Here is a 16,205-nt window from a genome sequence, read left to right on the forward strand (position 1 = left end):
GGGGGCCCCCCCCCGCGGGGGGGGGGGGGGGCCTGTGGGGGGGGCCGCAGTGCCCCCGGGGCGGCCCCCGCACCCCCCCGGTGTTCTGGGGGGCCCCCATGGGCCCTTTTCCCCCCCCGGGGCCACCCCACATGGCGTTCCGGGCGGAGGAGTGCCGTTGAGGTACTCCCACTGCGTTTCGCCGCTGGTCTTGTAGCGGCACTTCTGCGTGGTGGTGTCCCAGGTCTTCTCCGGGTCACGGCGGCACCTCTGGTACTCCAGGTCGGCGAGATACTTCTGCGATTGGGCCTTCGTGCAGTTCGGATATCCGGGCTCGCATCGCCACGGTGACTTCGTGGCGGAGCTCTTGGAAGGCGGCGGGGCCGGGGTCACCGTGACCGTTATCGGCGGCGCCGTCGAGGTGGACGGTGGGGCGGTCACGGTCGTGACAGGTCTGGGCGCCATCGGCGAAGTCGGCGCTGGGTCCGGTGAGGAGGTCGTGCAGGCCCCGGCCAGTACGCAGAGCCCGAAGATCACCGAGATCGGCCAGCGTCCCATGGTGCCCTCCACGTGAGTTCGCTCTGAACTCGCGCCAGCACCACGCCGCGTTACCGATGACCCCGGAAAAAGCGAAACCCCAGCCTGTCAGGAAGGGGCCCGAAGGCCCCGAACAGGCTGGGGTGATGGGGTGAGCGACGGGTTTCGAACCCGCGACCTCCTGGACCACAACCAGGTGCTCTACCAGCTGAGCTACGCCCACCATCGCCGGGCTCGGGAAGCTTCCCCATCACCTCGGCCGCACTATATTAGCGTGCCCGTTTCCGGGGCCCGCAACGGGTTACGGTTAGTGGCGTTCCTGCACTTCAGCGGCCGCGGCCTTGGCCTGTTCGGTGGTCGGGCCGGGCTGCGGGACGAAGGCGACGCGGCGGTAGTAGTCGAGTTCGCCGATGGACTCCTTGATGTCGGCGAGCGCGCGGTGCGCGAGGCCCTTTTCGGGCTTGGCGTAGTAGATCCGCGGGTACCAGCGCCGGACGAGTTCCTTGATGGACGAGACGTCGACCATGCGGTAGTGCAGGTGCCCGTCGAGGTTGGGCATGTCGCGGGTGATGAAGCCGCGGTCGGTGCCGATGGAGTTGCCGGCGAGCGGCGCGACGTTGGCCTCGGGTACGTGCTCCCTGATGTACTCGAGGACGCGCTGTTCGGCCTCTTCCAAGGTGACGGAGGAGCGCCGGACCTCTTCGGTGAGGCCGGATCGCGCGTGCATTTCGCGGACGATCTCCGGCATGCCGGCGAGGGTTTCGTCGTCGGTGTGGATGACGATGTCGACGCCTTCGCCGAGGACGTTGAGTTCGGCGTCGGTCACCAGCGCGGCTATTTCGATCAACGCGTCCTTGCCGAGGTCGAGCCCCGTCATCTCGCAGTCGATCCAGACTAGGCGGTCGTTCACCCCGGAACCCTAACCCGACCCGGGGATTCAGGGCGCGCGACGTGCGGGTGGAGCCCGTTACTGGCAGCGTGTGCATCCTCAGGTGAGCCATCTCACAGATCGGGGAGCGACAGTGGCCGAACAGGGTCCAGCCCAGGAGATCGCGCAGGGTTACGTGAGCGAGGGCGCCGCGGTCGAGCTCGGCGCCGTCGTGATCGACGGCAAGGCCGACGCCGGTGCGGCGGTCCGGCTGCCGCTGGCGACGCTGAACCGGCACGGGCTGGTCGCGGGCGCGACCGGTACCGGCAAGACGAAGACCTTGCAGCTGATCGCCGAGCAGCTGTCGGCCGCCGGGGTCCCGGTGGTGCTGGCGGACGTGAAGGGCGACCTCTCGGGGCTCGCCGCGCAGGGCGAGAACAACGACAAGATCGCCAAACGCGCGGAAGAACTGGGAGACCAGTGGGAGCCCGCCGCGTTCCCCGTGCAGTTCCTGTCGCTGGGCACCGGTGGCAAGGGCTCGCCGATCCGGGCGACGATCACGAGTTTCGGTCCGATCCTGTTGTCGAAGGTGCTGGGGCTCAACGAAACCCAGGAGTCGACGCTCGGCCTGATCTTCCATTGGGCCGATCAGCGCGGCCTGGCCCTGCTGGACACCAAGGACCTCCGTTCGGTCATCACGCACCTGACCAGTGACGAGGGCAAGGAGGACCTGAAGGGCATCGGTGGCGTCTCGGCGGCGACGGCCGGGGTGATCCTGCGGGCGCTGTCCAATCTGGAGGCCCAGGGCGGCGAGGACTTCTTCGGTGAGCCCGAGCTGGACGTCCACGATCTGATGCGCCAGGTCGACGGCAAGGCGATGGTGACCTTGCTGGAGCTGGACAACCTCCAGTCGAAGCCCGCGCTGTTCTCGACGTTCCTGATGTGGCTGCTGGCCGAGTTGTTCGAGGAGCTGCCCGAAGAGGGCGATCTCGACAAGCCGAAGCTGGTGTTCTTCTTCGACGAGGCACATCTGCTGTTCAACGACGCGTCGAAGGCGTTCCTGGAGCGCATCGAGCAGACCGTGAAGCTGATCCGGTCGAAGGGCGTCGGCGTGTTCTTCTGCACACAGCTTCCGACGGACATCCCGAACAACGTCCTGTCGCAACTGGGCGCTCGGGTCCAGCACGCGTTGCGCGCCTTCACCCCCGAGGACCAGGCGGCGCTCACGAAGACGGTGAAGACGTACCCGAAGACGAAGCACTACGAACTGGACTCTGCGCTGACGTCGCTCGGCATCGGCGAAGCGATCGTCACCGTGCTGTCCGAGCGAGGCGCGCCGACGCCGGTCGCGTGGACACGGCTGCGCGCGCCCCGTTCGAAGATGGGGTCCATCGGCGCCGAAGCGATCTCCGCGGCGACGACGTCTTCGGACCTGCACGCGAAGTACTCCGAGACGATCGATCGCGAGTCGGCTTACGAGAAGCTCGCCGCGAAGGTGGCCGCGCCGCCCACCGATGAGGTCCCGCCGGAAGCACCTCCGGCTCCGAAGCCGGAGAAGGAAGGGCCGGGGATGGTCGAGCAGGCCATGAAGAACCCGGCGGTGAAGTCGTTCCTCCGCTCGGCGGCGAGCGCGCTCGGCCGGGAGATCACGCGCGGCTTGTTCGGGAACCGGAGGCGCTGAGGAATACCTGACGCGTTCTGTCAGGTATCTCCGGCAAGGTCGACGCCATGAACAACACCGCGACAGCCTCGTTCACTGTGGACGGCTGGGAGCCGCAAACCACCGAGAAGGCCGAGGGCACCGAGTTCTCCCGCGTCTTGCTCGGCAAGACCTTCACCGGTGGCGTCGAGGGCACCAGCACCGTGGAGATGCTCACGGCGGTGAACGAGAAGTCGAGGGCGTACGTCGCCTTCGAGCGGCTTGCCGTGTCCGTCGACGGGCGTAAGGGTGGCTTCGTCCTGCACCATTCGGCGGGGGAGAACGGCCATCACCTGATCGTCTTGCCGGGCTCCGGTCACGGGGAACTGGCCGGCATCACCGGCACCGCCACGATCATCCAGGACGATAAAGGCAACCACACCTTCGCCCTCACCTACGAACTCTAGAAGTCCGTGAAGGCCTCCTTCCCTACCCTGAAGGTAGTGAAGGAGGCCTTCACGGACAGTGCCGGCTGGGCCGCCCCCTGACGCGGTCCAGGCGGCCGGGGTCAGCCGACGATCTGCTCGACGATCTTCTTCGCGTCGTTGATGGGGATCGCGAAACCGATGCCGATGCTGCCGGTCGAGGTCGGGTTGTACAGCGCCGAGTTGATGCCGATGACGTTCCCCTGCGCGTCCACCAGCGCCCCGCCCGAGTTGCCCTGGTTGATCGGCGCGTCGGTCTGGATCGCGGTGTAGCTCGGCCCGCTCTCGTTCGTCGTCCGGCTGTAGGGCGAACGCCGGTCCTGGCCACTGCTCAACTCGTCCAGCTTGCGGTTCAGCGCGCTCACGATCCCGGTGGTCACGGTGTTCTGGAGCCCGCCGGGAGAACCGATCGCGACCACCTGCTGGCCGGTGACGAGTTTGCCGGAGTCCCCGAGCGACGCGGCGGTCAGCCCGCTCGCGTCCTTCGCCTGCAGGACGGCGATGTCGGCCTTGGTGTCCGCGCCGACCACGCTCGCCTTGTACTGCTTGCCGTCCGAAAGCGTGACGGTGACGTCGCCCTCGGCGTCGGCCACCACGTGGGCGTTGGTGAGGATGCGTCCGTCCGACGTCAGGATGACGCCGGAACCGACGGCCTCACCCTGCGCGGTGGTCACGTTCACCTGGACGACGCTCGGCGTCACCTTCGCGGCGACCGCGCTGACGTCACCCGAAGTGGTGTTCCCGACCAGTTGCCCGTTGGCGACCGCGGAGGTACCCGTACCGGACGCCGACGACGCGGAGCCGAAACCCACGATCGCCGCGCCACCGACCCCGCCGACGAGCGCGGCGCCGAGTGCCGTCGCGCTGACGAGGACGGCGACGCGGCTCGCCTTCTTGCGTGGCGGGGGCGGCGGGGTGAAGAGCGGATTCGGCGCGGCCTGCCAAGAGGTGCTGTATCCGGGGTGCTGCGGCGGCTGGTGCCCACCGGTGGAGGCGGGGCCGGGCCGACTCTCGTTCTCGGTCATGGCACCAGATTCGCGCCCGTACTTGTGAACCGCCTGTGGAAATCCCCTGCGCTTTCCTGAGAAGAATCAGCTGAGAATCCTCAGTCGAAGAACGCCGGTACATCCAGTGCGCCGCCCGACGCCTCGAACTCCTCGTGCACCGCCGCGCGGAGTTTCGCGTCGGCCAGATAGTCGACGGCGGTCAGTGCCAGGCCGAGCGCGCCGTCGACGACCGCCCGATCGCCGTCCGGAGAACCGGCCGCGGCCGCGAACTCCTTGGTGTGCAAGGCGGTCGTCGGTCCGGCGATGGCGATCATCGGATGGATCGCCGGCATCCGGTAAGAGAGGTTGCCGAGGTCGGTCGAGCCGGTGAGGAAGTCGGGCACGATCCCCGGCGGCAGTGGTTTGCGGCCGGCGTCCACCTGATGCACCGACCAGCGTCCGGCGAGTGTGGTGTTGAACCGGATCGGGAGGTACGCGGGCTGGCCGTCCCAGTGCAGTTCGACGCCGCAACCGGTCATCTCCGCCGCGCCGCGCGCGATCGCCGAGATCCGTTCGGCGAGGTCGCGCAGCGTGTCCGGTTGCGAGGACCGCAGGTAGAACAGCAGCGCGGCGCGTTCGGGGACGACGTTCGGCCGCGCGCCACCGTCGGTGAAGACACCGTGGACGCGGTCACTCGACGGCAGATGTTGCCGAAGTGCCGCGACGCCCTGGTACGCGGCGACGGCGGCGTCGAGCGCGTTGCGTCCCATGAACGGCTGAGCCGAGGCGTGCGCGCCGACGCCGTGGAACACCATCTCCAGCTGACGCCTGCCGAGGAACGGGTGCATGGCGATGTCGTGACTGAAGGGATGCAGCATGAGCACTGCGTCGACGTCGTCGAAGACACCCGCGCGGGCAAGGGTTTCCTTGCCCCCGCCGCCTTCTTCCGCCGGAGTGCCGATCAGCGAGACCCGGCCGCCCAGCCGTTCGGCGACCGCCGCCGCGCCGAGGAACCCGCCGGCGCCCGCGGTGCAGATGACGTTGTGCCCGCAGCCGTGGCCGAGGCCGGGAAGGGCGTCGTATTCGGAGAGGACCGCGATATGCGGGCCGCTTCCAGGGGTGCTCGCGACCAGGGCGGTGTCCAGCCCGCCCGCGCCGATCGTCACCTCGTGACCGTGGCGGGTGAGCAGCTCGCCGAGCGCGCGAACCGAACGGTGCTCGGCGAATCCTTCTTCCGGGTGAGCGTGTAGGTCTTGGCTCAGTTCCACCAATTCCGCCGCCAGCGCGCGGATCCGGCCACTGACGGCGTCCCGCGTGGCGGGATCCGCGCCGTCATGTGGCGAGCCGAGGGGTTCGGCCGCGGCGACGGCGTCCGCGGTCGCTTCGACCAGCGAACGGAGATAGCTGTCGTCGGGCGGAATCGGCGAAGCGTGCTCAGAGCGGATCATGGCCGGATGTTAACCGGTAGCACGCCCGAGACGATTTGCGTGACACCGGAGAACCGCTCCTCCACGTCGTCGAATCCGCGCCGGGACAGTTTCCTCGCGATCTCGCCGCGGTCGAACATCCGCTGTCCGCTCACCCTGCCGAGGAAGGTGTCCGCCAGCCGCATCGGCTGGTCGTTGTGCCGGGCGCTGGTCAGCAACACCACTGAGCCGCCGGGTTTCAGCACGCGGGCGAAGGAGTCCAGCGCGGCGTCCGGATCGGCGAACATGTGCAACGCGGCGAAGCAGCAGACCGCGTCCACAGTGGAATCGGCGAGCGGCAGGTCGACGGCGTCGGCGCGCAGATAGGCCACCGAAGCCGGATTGGGCTCGGCGAGCGCCTTCTCCAGCATGGTGACCGAACCGTCCAGTCCGATCGACAGCCCGTCCGGGCCGACGGCTTCGCCGAACGCGCGGGTGAACCGGCCGGTGCCGCAGGCGACGTCCAGCGCGACCTGCCCGGGGCGCAGGCCGAGTGCTTCGATCGCGATACGGACCTCGCCCGCCATGCTCGGGCCGTTCAGTCCTTTCGCGACCCTGCCCAGCGCCGGACGCCAGTACCGCTCGTAGATCATCGGCACGGCGGAGGTGCGCATCAGCCGTTGCGCGAGGCCTGTCGACGGCCCCGCCTGCGGGATTTCGCCCAGCAGATCGAGAAAACCTTCCGTCGCTTCGGTGGGCGTGGTGCCCGGCCGCAGCAGGCCCACGAGACGTTCGCGATGGTCCGGCATGGCTGCTCCCTTCACGGTCCTCACCCGAGAATCTGCCATGACCGGCCCGTTCGCGACATTCCCGGCGCCGCGACCCGAAACTGTCGGTGGCCGTCTCTAACGTCGGAGGGAGTCGCCGTTCCCCATCCGAAGGAGCCCGAAAATGACCGGCTCGATCCTGCAGCACACCGCCACGACCACGCTTCGCATCCCGGTGCGCGGCCCGTTCGACCTCGACAAGTCCATCCGGTTCCTGACCGATTTCCCGCCGGCGTGCCGCACCGACGCCGGTGCCGAACCCGGCACCTTGCGCCTCGCTTTCCCCGCCGAAGCGGGCTGGGAGCACGTCGGCGCGGCCGTCAGACAGAGATCGCCCGGCTCCATCGAGGTGGAGGTCTTCGCCGAAGAAGGGCTCGCCGTCGAGGTCGGCGCCCAGGTGCGGCGGATTCTCTCGGTCGACATCGACGGCGTCGGTTTCGCGAAGGTCGGCAGCGCGGACCCCGTGGTGCGCCGCCTCCAACAGACGTTCCCCGGGTTTCGGCCCGTCCTGTTCCATTCGCCGTACGAAGCGGCCTGCTGGGCGATCTTGAGTCACCGGGCCCGGATGTCGCAGGCCGCCGTGGTGAAACGGCGGCTCGCCGAGGAGTTCGGCAGGCCGGTGGATGTCGGCGGGAAGATCCTCATGTCGTTCCCGGCGCCGGACGTCCTCGCCTCGCCGGAGGCCGGGCGCGGCCTGCCGGAGGTGAAGGCCGAGCGGCTGTGCGCGGTGGCCAACGCCGCCAAGGACGGTCTGCTCGACGCCGCGTATCTGCGCGCCATGCCGGTACCGGACGCGTTGCGCTGGCTGCAGCGGTTGCCGGGGATCGGTCCGTTTTCGGCGCAGCTGATCCTGATCAGGGGAGCCGGGCATCCGGACGTCTTCCCGCGTGACGAGCCCCGGCTGCAGGAAGCCATGCGGACCGCGTACGACCTGCCGCTGGCCCCGCCCGAGGAGCTGGAGGAACTCTCCACGGCGTGGCGGCCGTTCCGCAGCTGGGTCGCCTTCGCCCTGCGCAACGACCGTGAGTTTCGCATGCGCGGGATCGGGGGTTCGATGACCGCCTGACACGGGACGTATCCGGCTTGTGGTGAGCTGATGAGGTGAGCTCGTCTCCCGCCGAAACGGTTTCCGACATCGCCCAGTCCACCCCGCCCGGCACGATCACCCTGGTCACCGGTGGTCTCGCACTGCTCGTGGTGCTCTCGGGCAGGCCTTGGCGGATCGCCCGCAACCTCATCACGCTCGTCCACGAGGCAGGCCACGCGCTGGCGGCGGTGCTGGTCGGCCGACGGCTGCAGGGCATCAAACTGCATTCGGACACCTCCGGCGTCACGGTCTCCCGTGGCAAGCCCGAGGGGCCGGGGATGGCGTTCACCGCGTTGGCCGGGTACCCGGCGGCCGCGGTGCTCGGACTGGTGTTCGCCGGGCTGCTCTCGTCCGATCTGATCACCGTCGTGCTGATCGTGATGGCCTTGATGCTGCTGGGTGTGCTGGTGATGGTGCGCAACACCTACGGCGTGTTCGCGGTGGTCAGCAGCTCGGTGGTGCTCGGCTTGGTCGCGCTCGCGGCGCCGTCGTGGTTCCAGGCGATCTTCGTCTACCTGCTGACCTGGTTCCTGCTGTTCGGTGGCGTCCGGCCGGTGTTCGAGCTGCAGATCAAGCGGCGCCGGGGTGCGGCGAGGGATTCGGACGCCGATCAGCTCGGCAGGCTCACTGGGATGCCCGCCGTGCTGTGGGTGCTGGTGATGGCCGTGCTGACGGTGAGCTGTCTCTTCGCGGGCGGGTTGTGGCTGCTGGAGCCGACCGTCGCCTGAGCGGGGCGGTACGGCAGACTGGTGGCTCGTTCCGCGCGGAAGGAGTCACCAGATGGACGAGGTCGCCAAGGCCGTCGAGGAATGCGCTCGATCGGCGAAACGGGCCGCGCCGTCACTGGCCGCCGCGTCCGCGGAGGCGATCGACGCCGCGCTGAACGCCATGGCGGACAAGCTGGTGGAGCACGCCGACGCGGTTCTCGAGGCGAATCAGGCCGACATCGCCAAGGCGCGCGAGGACGGCATGAGCGCCGGTCTGCTCGACAGGCTCACCATCACGCCCGAGCGGCTGACCGGAATGGCCGAACAGCTCCGTCTCCTCGCCGGTGCGCCCCACCAGGAGCGGTCCGTCGATGTGTCCACTTTGGACGGCGGGCTGAAGCTGGTCGAACGGCGTCGTCCGGTCGGCGTGATCGGCGCGAACTACGAGGCGCGCCCGAACGTCACGGTCGATGTCGCTTCACAGCTGGTGAAGTCCCGCAACGGCGGCGTGCTCCGCACGGGTTCCGCCGCGCTCGGCTCTGCCCAGCGCCTGCGCGAGACGGTGATCGCCCCCGCGCTCGTCGACGCGGGTATCGACCCGGACGTCATCCAGCTGGTGCCGCGCGCCGAGCGCGAAGCGGCTTCCGCGTTGGTGCGTTTCCCCGCGCTCGTGCCGCTGGTGATCCTGCGGGGCAGCGGTGACAGCACCCGCGCGCTGGCCACCGAGGCGGCCGTCCACGGCGTCCGCACGCTCGCCCACGCCGACGGCGGCGGCGTGCTGTACGTCGACGAAGCGGCCGACACCGACAAGGTGCGCGACCTGGTCTTCAACAGCCTCGACCGGCTCGGCGTCTGCAACCGGCTGAACCTGCTGCTGATCCACGAGGGTGCCCACGACCGCGTCTGGCCCGGCATCTCCGGCGCGCTGGCCGAACGAGGTGTCACGCCGTCGCTCGCCCCGCACGAGCACGCCATCGGCTACGAATGGGCCCTCGACTCCGACCGCGAAGCGACCGTCACCGTCGCGAAGGTCGCCGGCCTGCTCGAAGCGGTCGAGATCGCCAACGAGCAGACCTCGGGCCTGGCCGCCGGCATCGCCACCGAAAGCAGCGAAGCCGCCGACGCGTTCTTCGACGCCTACACCGGCACCGGCGTCTTCTGGAACGCCCCGACCCGGCTGCTCGACGGCTTCAAGCTCCTGGCCGTCCCCGAGACCGGCATCAACCTGGACAAGGTCCCCGGCCCGCGTGGCCCGGTCACCTACACCGACCTCTACGTGCGCCAGTACGCCGTCCTGCCCGCCTGACCGCAAGCGGACGACACCAGGGAGTGCCCGGCGGCAGCGGCGATACCAAAAGGTCCCTTGCCGCGCTCAGTCTCATGAGTGCTGTCCGGATACGTTCCGAGACCGGCCCGTAAGTCGAACGCACATATCCCCACACTGGAGGTTCCATGGCCAAGGGCTACTGGGTCAGCGTCTACCCCACCATCACAGACCCTGAGGCGCTTGATGCCTACAGCAAACTGGCCGGTCTGGCCGTCAAGGCCGCAGGTGGACGGACGTTCGCCCGCGGCGGCAGCCGGGTCGTCGCACACGAAGCGGGAATCGCCGAGCGCGTCGTCCTGATCGAGTTCGACAGCTTCGAACAGGCGGTCGCCGCATACGAGAGTGCGGCCTACCAGGAGGCGCTGGCCGCACTCCCCGACGGCTTCAAGCGCGATTTCCGCATCATCGAAGGCCTTGGCTGACGGTCAAGGCATCTCCCCGGTGGTGAGCGGCTGGTTGCGCGCAGGTGATCGAAGCCTTCAGCGCCGCCGGCGCTTCGATCGGGGCCGCGGCTGAGGCGGCAACGAGTCCGCGGTGGCGTCCTCGACCTCGTCCGGAGCTGGGTCCGAAGCGTCCGGAGCCGGGGCGATTCCGGGCGCCAGCCCCAGCATCTCCGCAGCGAGCTGCTGCGAGGACGCGAACATGCCCGAAGGCCGTTCCCGCGCCCGCCGCAGGGAAGAAGGCCGCAGCCGGTTGTAGCCCCGCACGGAGACCGGCCGCCGGGCACGCACTTCGTAGGGGTCGAAGGCGGCCAGCTCGGTGGCGAGTTCCTTGTCCACCAGGATGGTGCCCGGCCGCGCGGTCGAGGTGAGGCGGGCGGCGATGTTCACGACCGAGCCGTAGACGTCGCCGAACCGGCTGAGGATCCGGCCCGAAGCCATGCCCGCCCGCACGCCGGGCAGGGTCTCGTCGGCTTCGGCGCGTTCGGACAGCGTCAGGGCGATCTCGGCGCCGTCGACGGCGGAATCGGCGACGAACAGCACCTCGTCCCCGATCATTTTCACGATCCGGCCGTGGTGTTCGGCGACCACCTCGGTGGCGAGGGATTCGAACCGGTCGAGGACGGCGCTCAGCTCGTCTTCACCGATCTGCCTGGTCAGCCGGGTGTAGCCGACCATGTCGACGAATCCGACGACCTCGGTCCTGGCTTCGAGGTCTTCGTCCGTGGCCGCGAACGCGCGTCCGGCGTACGCCGCGAGATGCCGCCGCCAGACGAAGTTCTGCACCTGTTCCAGCTCGGGCAGCAGCCGGTCGACCAGCCGCGCGATCTGGCGTTCGCTGGTGCCGACGTCCTTGTTCTCGGTGATCATCGTCCACAGCATGTGGACCTGCCATTCCGCGAGCCGCGAGAGGTGCTGGCCCAGCGCGCGCGTCACCGCCAGCTCGATGCTCGGGTCGATCAGGCCCGATTGCATCAGCTGGTCGGCCGTGCGGATCGCTTCGATGTCGGCGTCGGTGAAGACGACCTCGTCGTCGTCGACGGTCGCGAAGCCCAGAGCACGCCAAAGCCGCCGAGAACGCTCTTCGGGAACGCCCGCCTTCTCGGCGACTTCGAGCCGGGTGTACTTGCGTCTGCCGCCGAGCAGGATCCGTTCGAGACGCTGCTGAAGCGCGTCGGGCGCGGGCTCGCCGGTATCGGCCATTAGGTGGTGTGGACGATGAGCACGTCCACGCCCGACTTCCGGGCGACTTCGGACGGCACTGAGCCCAGGATGCGGCCCGCGAGCGTGTTCAGCCCGCGGTTGCCGACCACCAGCAGGTCCGCCGAGCGGTCGGCGACGACCTTGCGCAGCGAGTCGACCGGGTCACCGACGACGGCGGCGGTCTCGATGCTCTTCGCGCCGGCCTTGGCGGCGCGGTCACGGGCGGAGAGCAGGGTGTCCTCGGCCGGGGCCGAGCCGACGACCTGGTACGCCTCGTCGCCGAGGACGTCCTGCGCCTTCTCCACGTCGCCCTTGTTGGCGGGGTAGTAGGCGCACACGATGACCAGGGTCGCTCCGGAGTCCCCGGCGACCCCCGCGGCCTTGTCGACCGCGGCGAACGAGGAATCCGATCCGTCCGTGCCCACGACCACGGTCCGATATGCAGCCATCCGCAACCTCCACCGATCTGTCTGCCGCACCAGCGTGCGAGCAGCGACGATAACCGCTCGTCGGCGGCCTCGCAGGCCGTCGTGAGCTCGGTCGGGTGAAAAGGTTACTCGCCAGTCGGTTTCTGCGCTGCCGCAGGTCGAGGTGAAGGCTTCGCGCCGGATGTGGCCTTCGGCACATCGGCCGTCCGGAGCTGCACGGTGGCCTCCGAATCGGGTGACGGCTTCGCCTTCAGGTCCGCCGGGATATGCGGTTCGTCGCCGAGCACGTGCGTCGCCTCGGCGAGCGCGGTCCGCGCGGTGCGGACCTGCTCGGCCAGGCTGGAGCGCACCTTGCGGAGCGCTTCGACCCGTTCGGTGGCCTGGGTGATCCGCCGGTTGGACTCCTCGGTGGCCTGCCGGACGCGGCGGCGGGCCTCGTCGGCCGCCTCGGCGAGCCGGGCGTTGGCCTCGGTGATCGAGTCCTGCTTGCGCTTGTTGGCGTCGGCGACGGATTCGCGCTGACGGCGTTCGATGTCGGCCTTGGCCGCCGTCTCCTCTTCGAGCACCTTCGCGCGGATGGCGGCGGCGTCCTCGGTGGCCTCGCGGACGCGACGGGCGGCCTCGGCCTTGCTCGCGGCCTCCTGCTCGGCCAGCGCGTGCATGGCTTCGGTGCGCCGCGACGCCATCGCGATCTCGAAGTCCTCTTCGACCTGAGTGCGGCGCTGCTGCGACTCGGCGTCGAGCTTGTCCCGCTCCGCCTTCGCCTTGTCGGTGATCTCCTTGGCCTCGGCGCGCGCCTTCTCGAGCACGCCGCGGTGCTCGGCCTCCATCTCCTTGCGGCGGAGGTCGAGCTCGTTGAGCAGCTGCTCGTAGCGGGCCCGCATGGCGCTCGCGTCGGTCTCCGCCTTGGCGCGGATGTGCCCGGCTTCGGCTTCGGCGCGCGCCTTGGTGTCGGCGGCCTCGTCCTGCGCGAGCCGCAGCATGCGCTGCAGGCGCTCGGAAAGGCCTTCGACGCTCGTCGGCGGCTGGGCCAGCCTGTCGACCTGGCCGCGCAGGTCGGCGATCTCGCCGCGCGCGATCTCCAGCTGCCGTGCCAGGTCGCCCGCCTGTGCGATGGCGGCATCGCGATCGGCGGTGAGCATCTTCAGATCGGCGTCCAGCCGTTCGAGATGTTCGTCGACCTGTGCACGGCTGTAACCGCGCTTCGCCACGTCGAAGCCGGCTCCCAGCGGCACTAGCTCCCGTTCCTCGCCAAGGCTCATCCTTCTACCGTAGTCGAGCTGGAGTCACGGAAGGGTGAGCACCCACTCCAACGCGCGGCGAAAGTGCGTTCTGGTGCGCTAAACGTTCCTGAACGCGTTGATCCCGTCGATGTGCTTCTCGCGCAATTCGTGGTTCCGGACGCCCAGACCTTCTTCCGGCGCAAGGGCCAGCACGCCGACCTTGCCCTGGTGCGCGTTGCGATGCACGTCCAGCGCGGCCTGTCCGGTGTCTTCGAGCGAGTAGGTCTTCGACAGCGTCGGGTGGATCAGACCTTTCGCGATCAGGCGGTTCGCTTCCCACGATTCGCGGTAGTTGGCGAAGTGGCTGCCGATGATCCGTTTCAGGTTCATCCACAGGTAGCGGTTGTCGTACTGGTGCATGAATCCGGACGTCGACGCGCAGGTGACGATCGTGCCGCCCTTGCGCGCGGCGTAGACCGAAGCGCCGAAGGTCTCGCGGCCCGGGTGCTCGAAGACGATGTCCGGGTCCTCGCCGCCGGTCAGTTCGCGGATCTTCTTGCCGAACCGCTGCCATTCCTTCGGGTCCTGGTTGTGCTCGTCCTTCCAGAACTTGTAGCCCTCGGCGTTACGGTCGATGATCAGCTCCGCGCCGAGCTTCCGGCAGATTTCCGCCTTTTCGGGGCTGGAGACCACGCACACCGGGATCGCGCCGCCGTTGAGCGCGTACTGCGTCGCGTAAGAACCGAGACCGCCCGAGGCGCCCCAGATCAGGACGACGTCGCCCTGTTTCATGTCCGCGCCGTTGCGCGACACGAGCTGCCGGTAGGCCGTGGAGTTCACCAGGCCGGGGGAGGCGGCCTCCTCCCAGGTGAGGTGGCCCGGCTTCGGCATCAGCTGATTCGCTTTGACGAGCGCGATTTCGGCGAGCCCGCCGAAGTTCGTCTCGAAACCCCAGATCCGCTGTTCGGTGTCGAGCATCGTGTCGTTGTGCCCGTCCGGGCCTTCGAGTTCGACGTTGAGGCAGTGCGCGACGACCTCGTCACCCGGCTTCCAGTTGTGCACGCCGGGTCCGGTGCGCAGCACGACGCCGGACAGGTCCGAGCCGACGACGTGATAGGGCAGGTCGTGGCGCTTCGACAGCGGCGAAAGCCGCCCGTAGCGCTCCAGGAATTTGAACGTCGAGACAGGTTCGAAGATCGAGGTCCAGACGGTGTTGTAGTTGATCGCGCTCGCCATGACCGCGACCAGCGCCTCGCCTGGGCCGAGTTCCGGCGTGGGGACCTCGTCGACGTGCAGTGATTTGCGCGGGTCCTTGTCGCGGCTTTCGAGGCCTTCGAACATGTTCGCCTCGTCCTTGTGCACGGTCACCCCGCGATAGGTCTCCGGCACGTCGAGCGACGCCACGGCGCCGAGGTCATCGTTCAGAATGGCCTGCTGGATCTCGCCGAGCTGCGACATCGGAACCTCCGCGAAAAAGGGGGACGGCGTTAGCGGCACAAATTACTCACCGGTAACCAAGTTCACAACTGTACGAGACGTGGAGCACGTACACATCCCGAAGTGTTATCGACCGGTCTTGACCGGCTGGCCAACCAAGCGGACCATGGGCCGTGGAGATCTCTCCGACCTGCAGGTTTCGTCGATTCTCGGAGGTGAGCACGCATGAATGAACCCACGACGCGCCCTTGGACCCGGCCCCATGACTGGGCGGAGGTGGTCATCGGTGTCGTCGTCGCGCTTTCACCCCTCTGGATGACCACGGACAACACCGCCCTGTGGACGCTCGTCGTCCTCGGCGCGCTGGTCGCGCTCGACGGCCTCGCCTCGCTCGCGATGCCTGGCATGGTCTACGGCGAAGGCATCCAGATCGTGCTGGGCGCGTTGCTGTTCATTTCGCCATGGGTGATGGGCTACTCCGACCTCATGGGCGCGTCCTGGACGGCCTGGATCGGTGGCGTCCTGACCGTGGTGGCGGGCGCGGCCGCGATGCCGATCGCACAGGCGACCCACCGGACAGCGGGACAGCACTGACCCAGGAGGAGACGGCGTGAAAGAGGATTCGGCGAAACAGCGCATCCTGCGAGCCGCGGAGGCGCTTTTCGCCGAATCCGGTTTCGACGCGACACCCACGTCGCGGATCGCGGAGCGGGCCGGTGTGCCCAAAGGGCTGGTGCACTACTACTTCCGGCGTAAGTCGGATCTGCTGGCCGCCCTGGTCGCCGAACTGCCCGACGCCCGGATCGAACCGGCCGTCGTGGTCGTCCCCGGCGACCTCGCGGGCAGCCTCCGCGGCCTCGTCAGGGAACTCGACAGGCGGTTCAACCGGTCCTTGGCGCTGTCACATCTGTTGTGGCGCGAGGCCGACACCCATCGCGCGGTCCGCGACGCGCTGGCCGAACGGTTCCAGCAACTGGTCCGCCAAGTGAAGGCGGTGATCGTCGCCGCGACCGGCGGCAAACTCGCGGTCGCCGACATCGATTCGGCGTCGGGGCTGCTCGCGAGGGCGGTCAGCCATCGGCACGCGACAGCACGGCACAGCGAAGACGGGGACCCCGCCGAAATCGATCGTGAGGTCCTCTTCATCGCTGAAGCGTTGACGCGCGGTCAGTGACCGTCCGACGCGGGCTCGACCAACTCGACGAGCACGCCGCCGGCGTCCTTGGGGTGGACGAAGTTCACCCGGCTGTTGGACGTGCCGCGTTTGGCCTCGCTGTAGAGCAGCCGGAGTCCCTGCGCGCGCAGTGCCGCCGCGGCGGCGTCCACATCGGACACTCGGTACGCCAGCTGCTGCAGCCCGGGGCCGCTCTTGGCGAGGAACTTGCCGATCGCCGAGTCTTCGCGCAGCGGCGCGAGGAGCTGGATCGCGGTCTCCGTGCCGGCGGTGCCGGGCGCGCGCAGCATCGCCTCGCGGACGCCCTGCTCCTCGTTGACCTCCTCGTGCGCCACCTCCAGGCCGAAGTGCTCGACGTGGAAGGCGATCGCGGCGTCGAGGTCGGGTACCGCGATGCCGACGTGGTCGATGGCGGTCACGAACGGTTTCAGCGCCTGGTTCATGCAGAGCAG

Annotated in this window: 18 protein-coding genes and 1 tRNA gene; 9 read left to right on the forward strand and 10 right to left on the reverse strand. The window is 68.8% G+C overall.

Translation table 11 applies throughout. The features are described from left to right. Positions 1 to 334: 334 nt before the first annotated feature. Positions 335 to 553, forward strand: coding sequence for a hypothetical protein (locus ACZ5ZX_RS08225; RefSeq protein WP_465501302.1), 219 nt, complete (start codon positions 335 to 337; stop codon positions 551 to 553). A gap of 110 nt (positions 554 to 663) precedes the next feature. Here the strand turns inward: ACZ5ZX_RS08225 and ACZ5ZX_RS08230 are convergent. Continuing rightward, a tRNA-His gene (locus tag ACZ5ZX_RS08230) sits at positions 664 to 739 on the reverse strand. An 84-nt stretch (positions 740 to 823) separates the two neighbouring features. Further along, on the reverse strand, positions 824 to 1,426 hold the full coding sequence (gene orn, locus ACZ5ZX_RS08235) for an oligoribonuclease (RefSeq protein ID WP_465501303.1): 603 nt from the start codon (positions 1,424 to 1,426) through the stop codon (positions 824 to 826). Between the two features lie 112 nt (positions 1,427 to 1,538). On the opposite strand from orn, the gene ACZ5ZX_RS08240 reads away from it, so the two are divergent. Both ACZ5ZX_RS08240 and ACZ5ZX_RS08245 read left to right on the forward strand, forming a co-directional pair. Next, the gene (locus tag ACZ5ZX_RS08240) at positions 1,539 to 3,065 is read left to right on the forward strand and encodes a helicase HerA-like domain-containing protein (protein WP_465501304.1); all 1,527 of its coding nucleotides are present in this window, start codon (positions 1,539 to 1,541) and stop codon (positions 3,063 to 3,065) included. A gap of 47 nt (positions 3,066 to 3,112) precedes the next feature. Further along, positions 3,113 to 3,490: a DUF3224 domain-containing protein gene (locus ACZ5ZX_RS08245; RefSeq protein WP_465501305.1), complete on the forward strand. Its 378-nt coding sequence runs from the start codon at positions 3,113 to 3,115 to the stop codon at positions 3,488 to 3,490. A gap of 101 nt (positions 3,491 to 3,591) precedes the next feature. Here the strand turns inward: ACZ5ZX_RS08245 and ACZ5ZX_RS08250 are convergent, their stop codons facing one another. The 3 genes from ACZ5ZX_RS08250 to ACZ5ZX_RS08260 form a co-directional block, all read right to left on the reverse strand. After that, positions 3,592 to 4,533 (reverse strand): S1C family serine protease, encoded by a 942-nt coding sequence (locus tag ACZ5ZX_RS08250; RefSeq protein WP_465501306.1) that lies wholly within the window; start codon positions 4,531 to 4,533, stop codon positions 3,592 to 3,594. 80 nt (positions 4,534 to 4,613) lie between these two features. Beyond that, positions 4,614 to 5,942 (reverse strand): M20 family metallopeptidase, encoded by a 1,329-nt coding sequence (locus tag ACZ5ZX_RS08255; RefSeq protein ID WP_465501307.1) that lies wholly within the window; start codon positions 5,940 to 5,942, stop codon positions 4,614 to 4,616. Then, positions 5,939 to 6,709, reverse strand: a complete 771-nt coding sequence (locus tag ACZ5ZX_RS08260) for a class I SAM-dependent methyltransferase (RefSeq protein ID WP_465501308.1) — start codon at positions 6,707 to 6,709, stop codon at positions 5,939 to 5,941. Before ACZ5ZX_RS08260 ends, ACZ5ZX_RS08255 begins: the two co-directional genes overlap by 4 nt. Before the next feature lie 142 nt (positions 6,710 to 6,851). On the opposite strand from ACZ5ZX_RS08260, the gene ACZ5ZX_RS08265 reads away from it, so the two are divergent. The 4 genes from ACZ5ZX_RS08265 to ACZ5ZX_RS08280 all read left to right on the forward strand — a co-directional run bounded on the left by ACZ5ZX_RS08265 (position 6,852) and on the right by ACZ5ZX_RS08280 (position 10,270). After that, on the forward strand, positions 6,852 to 7,793 hold the full coding sequence (locus ACZ5ZX_RS08265) for a DNA-3-methyladenine glycosylase family protein (RefSeq protein ID WP_465501309.1): 942 nt from the start codon (positions 6,852 to 6,854) through the stop codon (positions 7,791 to 7,793). 35 nt (positions 7,794 to 7,828) lie between these two features. Continuing rightward, positions 7,829 to 8,542 carry a M50 family metallopeptidase gene (locus tag ACZ5ZX_RS08270; RefSeq protein ID WP_061982143.1) on the forward strand — a complete coding sequence of 238 codons (714 nt, stop codon included), beginning with the start codon at positions 7,829 to 7,831 and terminating at the stop codon, positions 8,540 to 8,542. A 52-nt stretch (positions 8,543 to 8,594) separates the two neighbouring features. Beyond that, positions 8,595 to 9,827 (forward strand): aldehyde dehydrogenase family protein, encoded by a 1,233-nt coding sequence (locus ACZ5ZX_RS08275; RefSeq protein ID WP_465501310.1) that lies wholly within the window; start codon positions 8,595 to 8,597, stop codon positions 9,825 to 9,827. A gap of 146 nt (positions 9,828 to 9,973) precedes the next feature. Then, positions 9,974 to 10,270 carry a DUF1330 domain-containing protein gene (locus ACZ5ZX_RS08280; RefSeq protein WP_465501311.1) on the forward strand — a complete coding sequence of 99 codons (297 nt, stop codon included), beginning with the start codon at positions 9,974 to 9,976 and terminating at the stop codon, positions 10,268 to 10,270. Positions 10,271 to 10,327: 57 nt separating this feature from the next. Here the strand turns inward: ACZ5ZX_RS08280 and ACZ5ZX_RS08285 are convergent, their stop codons facing one another. The 4 genes from ACZ5ZX_RS08285 to ccrA form a co-directional block, all read right to left on the reverse strand. Then, positions 10,328 to 11,491: an adenylate/guanylate cyclase domain-containing protein gene (locus tag ACZ5ZX_RS08285; RefSeq protein ID WP_465501312.1), complete on the reverse strand. Its 1,164-nt coding sequence runs from the start codon at positions 11,489 to 11,491 to the stop codon at positions 10,328 to 10,330. Beyond that, positions 11,491 to 11,940 carry a universal stress protein gene (locus ACZ5ZX_RS08290; protein WP_465501313.1) on the reverse strand — a complete coding sequence of 150 codons (450 nt, stop codon included), beginning with the start codon at positions 11,938 to 11,940 and terminating at the stop codon, positions 11,491 to 11,493. Before ACZ5ZX_RS08290 ends, ACZ5ZX_RS08285 begins: the two co-directional genes overlap by 1 nt. 104 nt (positions 11,941 to 12,044) lie before the next feature. Then, a complete protein-coding gene (locus ACZ5ZX_RS08295; RefSeq protein WP_044852594.1) occupies positions 12,045 to 13,154 on the reverse strand; it encodes a coiled-coil domain-containing protein in 1,110 nt (369 codons plus the stop codon). A gap of 105 nt (positions 13,155 to 13,259) precedes the next feature. After that, positions 13,260 to 14,600: a crotonyl-CoA carboxylase/reductase gene (gene ccrA, locus ACZ5ZX_RS08300; RefSeq protein WP_465501314.1), complete on the reverse strand. Its 1,341-nt coding sequence runs from the start codon at positions 14,598 to 14,600 to the stop codon at positions 13,260 to 13,262. A gap of 204 nt (positions 14,601 to 14,804) precedes the next feature. On the opposite strand from ccrA, the gene ACZ5ZX_RS08305 reads away from it, so the two are divergent. Both ACZ5ZX_RS08305 and ACZ5ZX_RS08310 read left to right on the forward strand, forming a co-directional pair. Beyond that, positions 14,805 to 15,173: an SPW repeat protein gene (locus tag ACZ5ZX_RS08305; protein ID WP_465501315.1), complete on the forward strand. Its 369-nt coding sequence runs from the start codon at positions 14,805 to 14,807 to the stop codon at positions 15,171 to 15,173. Between the two features lie 16 nt (positions 15,174 to 15,189). Continuing rightward, positions 15,190 to 15,753, forward strand: coding sequence for a TetR/AcrR family transcriptional regulator (locus tag ACZ5ZX_RS08310; RefSeq protein WP_465326326.1), 564 nt, complete (start codon positions 15,190 to 15,192; stop codon positions 15,751 to 15,753). Here ACZ5ZX_RS08310 and mce read toward each other — a convergent pair. Further along, complete coding sequence (mce, locus tag ACZ5ZX_RS08315) at positions 15,747 to 16,196, reverse strand: methylmalonyl-CoA epimerase (protein WP_465501316.1); 450 nt, start codon at positions 16,194 to 16,196, stop codon at positions 15,747 to 15,749. The two genes, ACZ5ZX_RS08310 and mce, sit on opposite strands and share 7 nt — an antisense overlap. Positions 16,197 to 16,205: the final 9 nt, after the last annotated feature.

Source organism: Amycolatopsis sp. NPDC033938 (assembly GCF_055575975.1).

What these genes read in the sequence shown, in the direction of transcription:
- ACZ5ZX_RS08245 (WP_465501305.1), top strand. Translation starts at nt 3,113, where the DNA reads ATGAACAACACCGCGACAGCCTCGTTCACTGTGGACGGCTGGGAGCCG.
- ACZ5ZX_RS08250 (WP_465501306.1), bottom strand. Translation starts at nt 4,533, where the DNA reads ATGACCGAGAACGAGAGTCGGCCCGGCCCCGCCTCCACCGGTGGGCAC.
- ACZ5ZX_RS08255 (WP_465501307.1), bottom strand. Translation starts at nt 5,942, where the DNA reads ATGATCCGCTCTGAGCACGCTTCGCCGATTCCGCCCGACGACAGCTAT.
- ACZ5ZX_RS08260 (WP_465501308.1), bottom strand. Translation starts at nt 6,709, where the DNA reads ATGCCGGACCATCGCGAACGTCTCGTGGGCCTGCTGCGGCCGGGCACC.
- ACZ5ZX_RS08265 (WP_465501309.1), top strand. Translation starts at nt 6,852, where the DNA reads ATGACCGGCTCGATCCTGCAGCACACCGCCACGACCACGCTTCGCATC.
- ACZ5ZX_RS08275 (WP_465501310.1), top strand. Translation starts at nt 8,595, where the DNA reads ATGGACGAGGTCGCCAAGGCCGTCGAGGAATGCGCTCGATCGGCGAAA.
- ACZ5ZX_RS08280 (WP_465501311.1), top strand. Translation starts at nt 9,974, where the DNA reads ATGGCCAAGGGCTACTGGGTCAGCGTCTACCCCACCATCACAGACCCT.
- ACZ5ZX_RS08285 (WP_465501312.1), bottom strand. Translation starts at nt 11,491, where the DNA reads ATGGCCGATACCGGCGAGCCCGCGCCCGACGCGCTTCAGCAGCGTCTC.
- ACZ5ZX_RS08290 (WP_465501313.1), bottom strand. Translation starts at nt 11,940, where the DNA reads ATGGCTGCATATCGGACCGTGGTCGTGGGCACGGACGGATCGGATTCC.
- ccrA (WP_465501314.1), bottom strand. Translation starts at nt 14,600, where the DNA reads ATGTCGCAGCTCGGCGAGATCCAGCAGGCCATTCTGAACGATGACCTC.
- ACZ5ZX_RS08305 (WP_465501315.1), top strand. Translation starts at nt 14,805, where the DNA reads ATGAATGAACCCACGACGCGCCCTTGGACCCGGCCCCATGACTGGGCG.
- mce (WP_465501316.1), bottom strand. Translation starts at nt 16,196, where the DNA reads ATGAACCAGGCGCTGAAACCGTTCGTGACCGCCATCGACCACGTCGGC.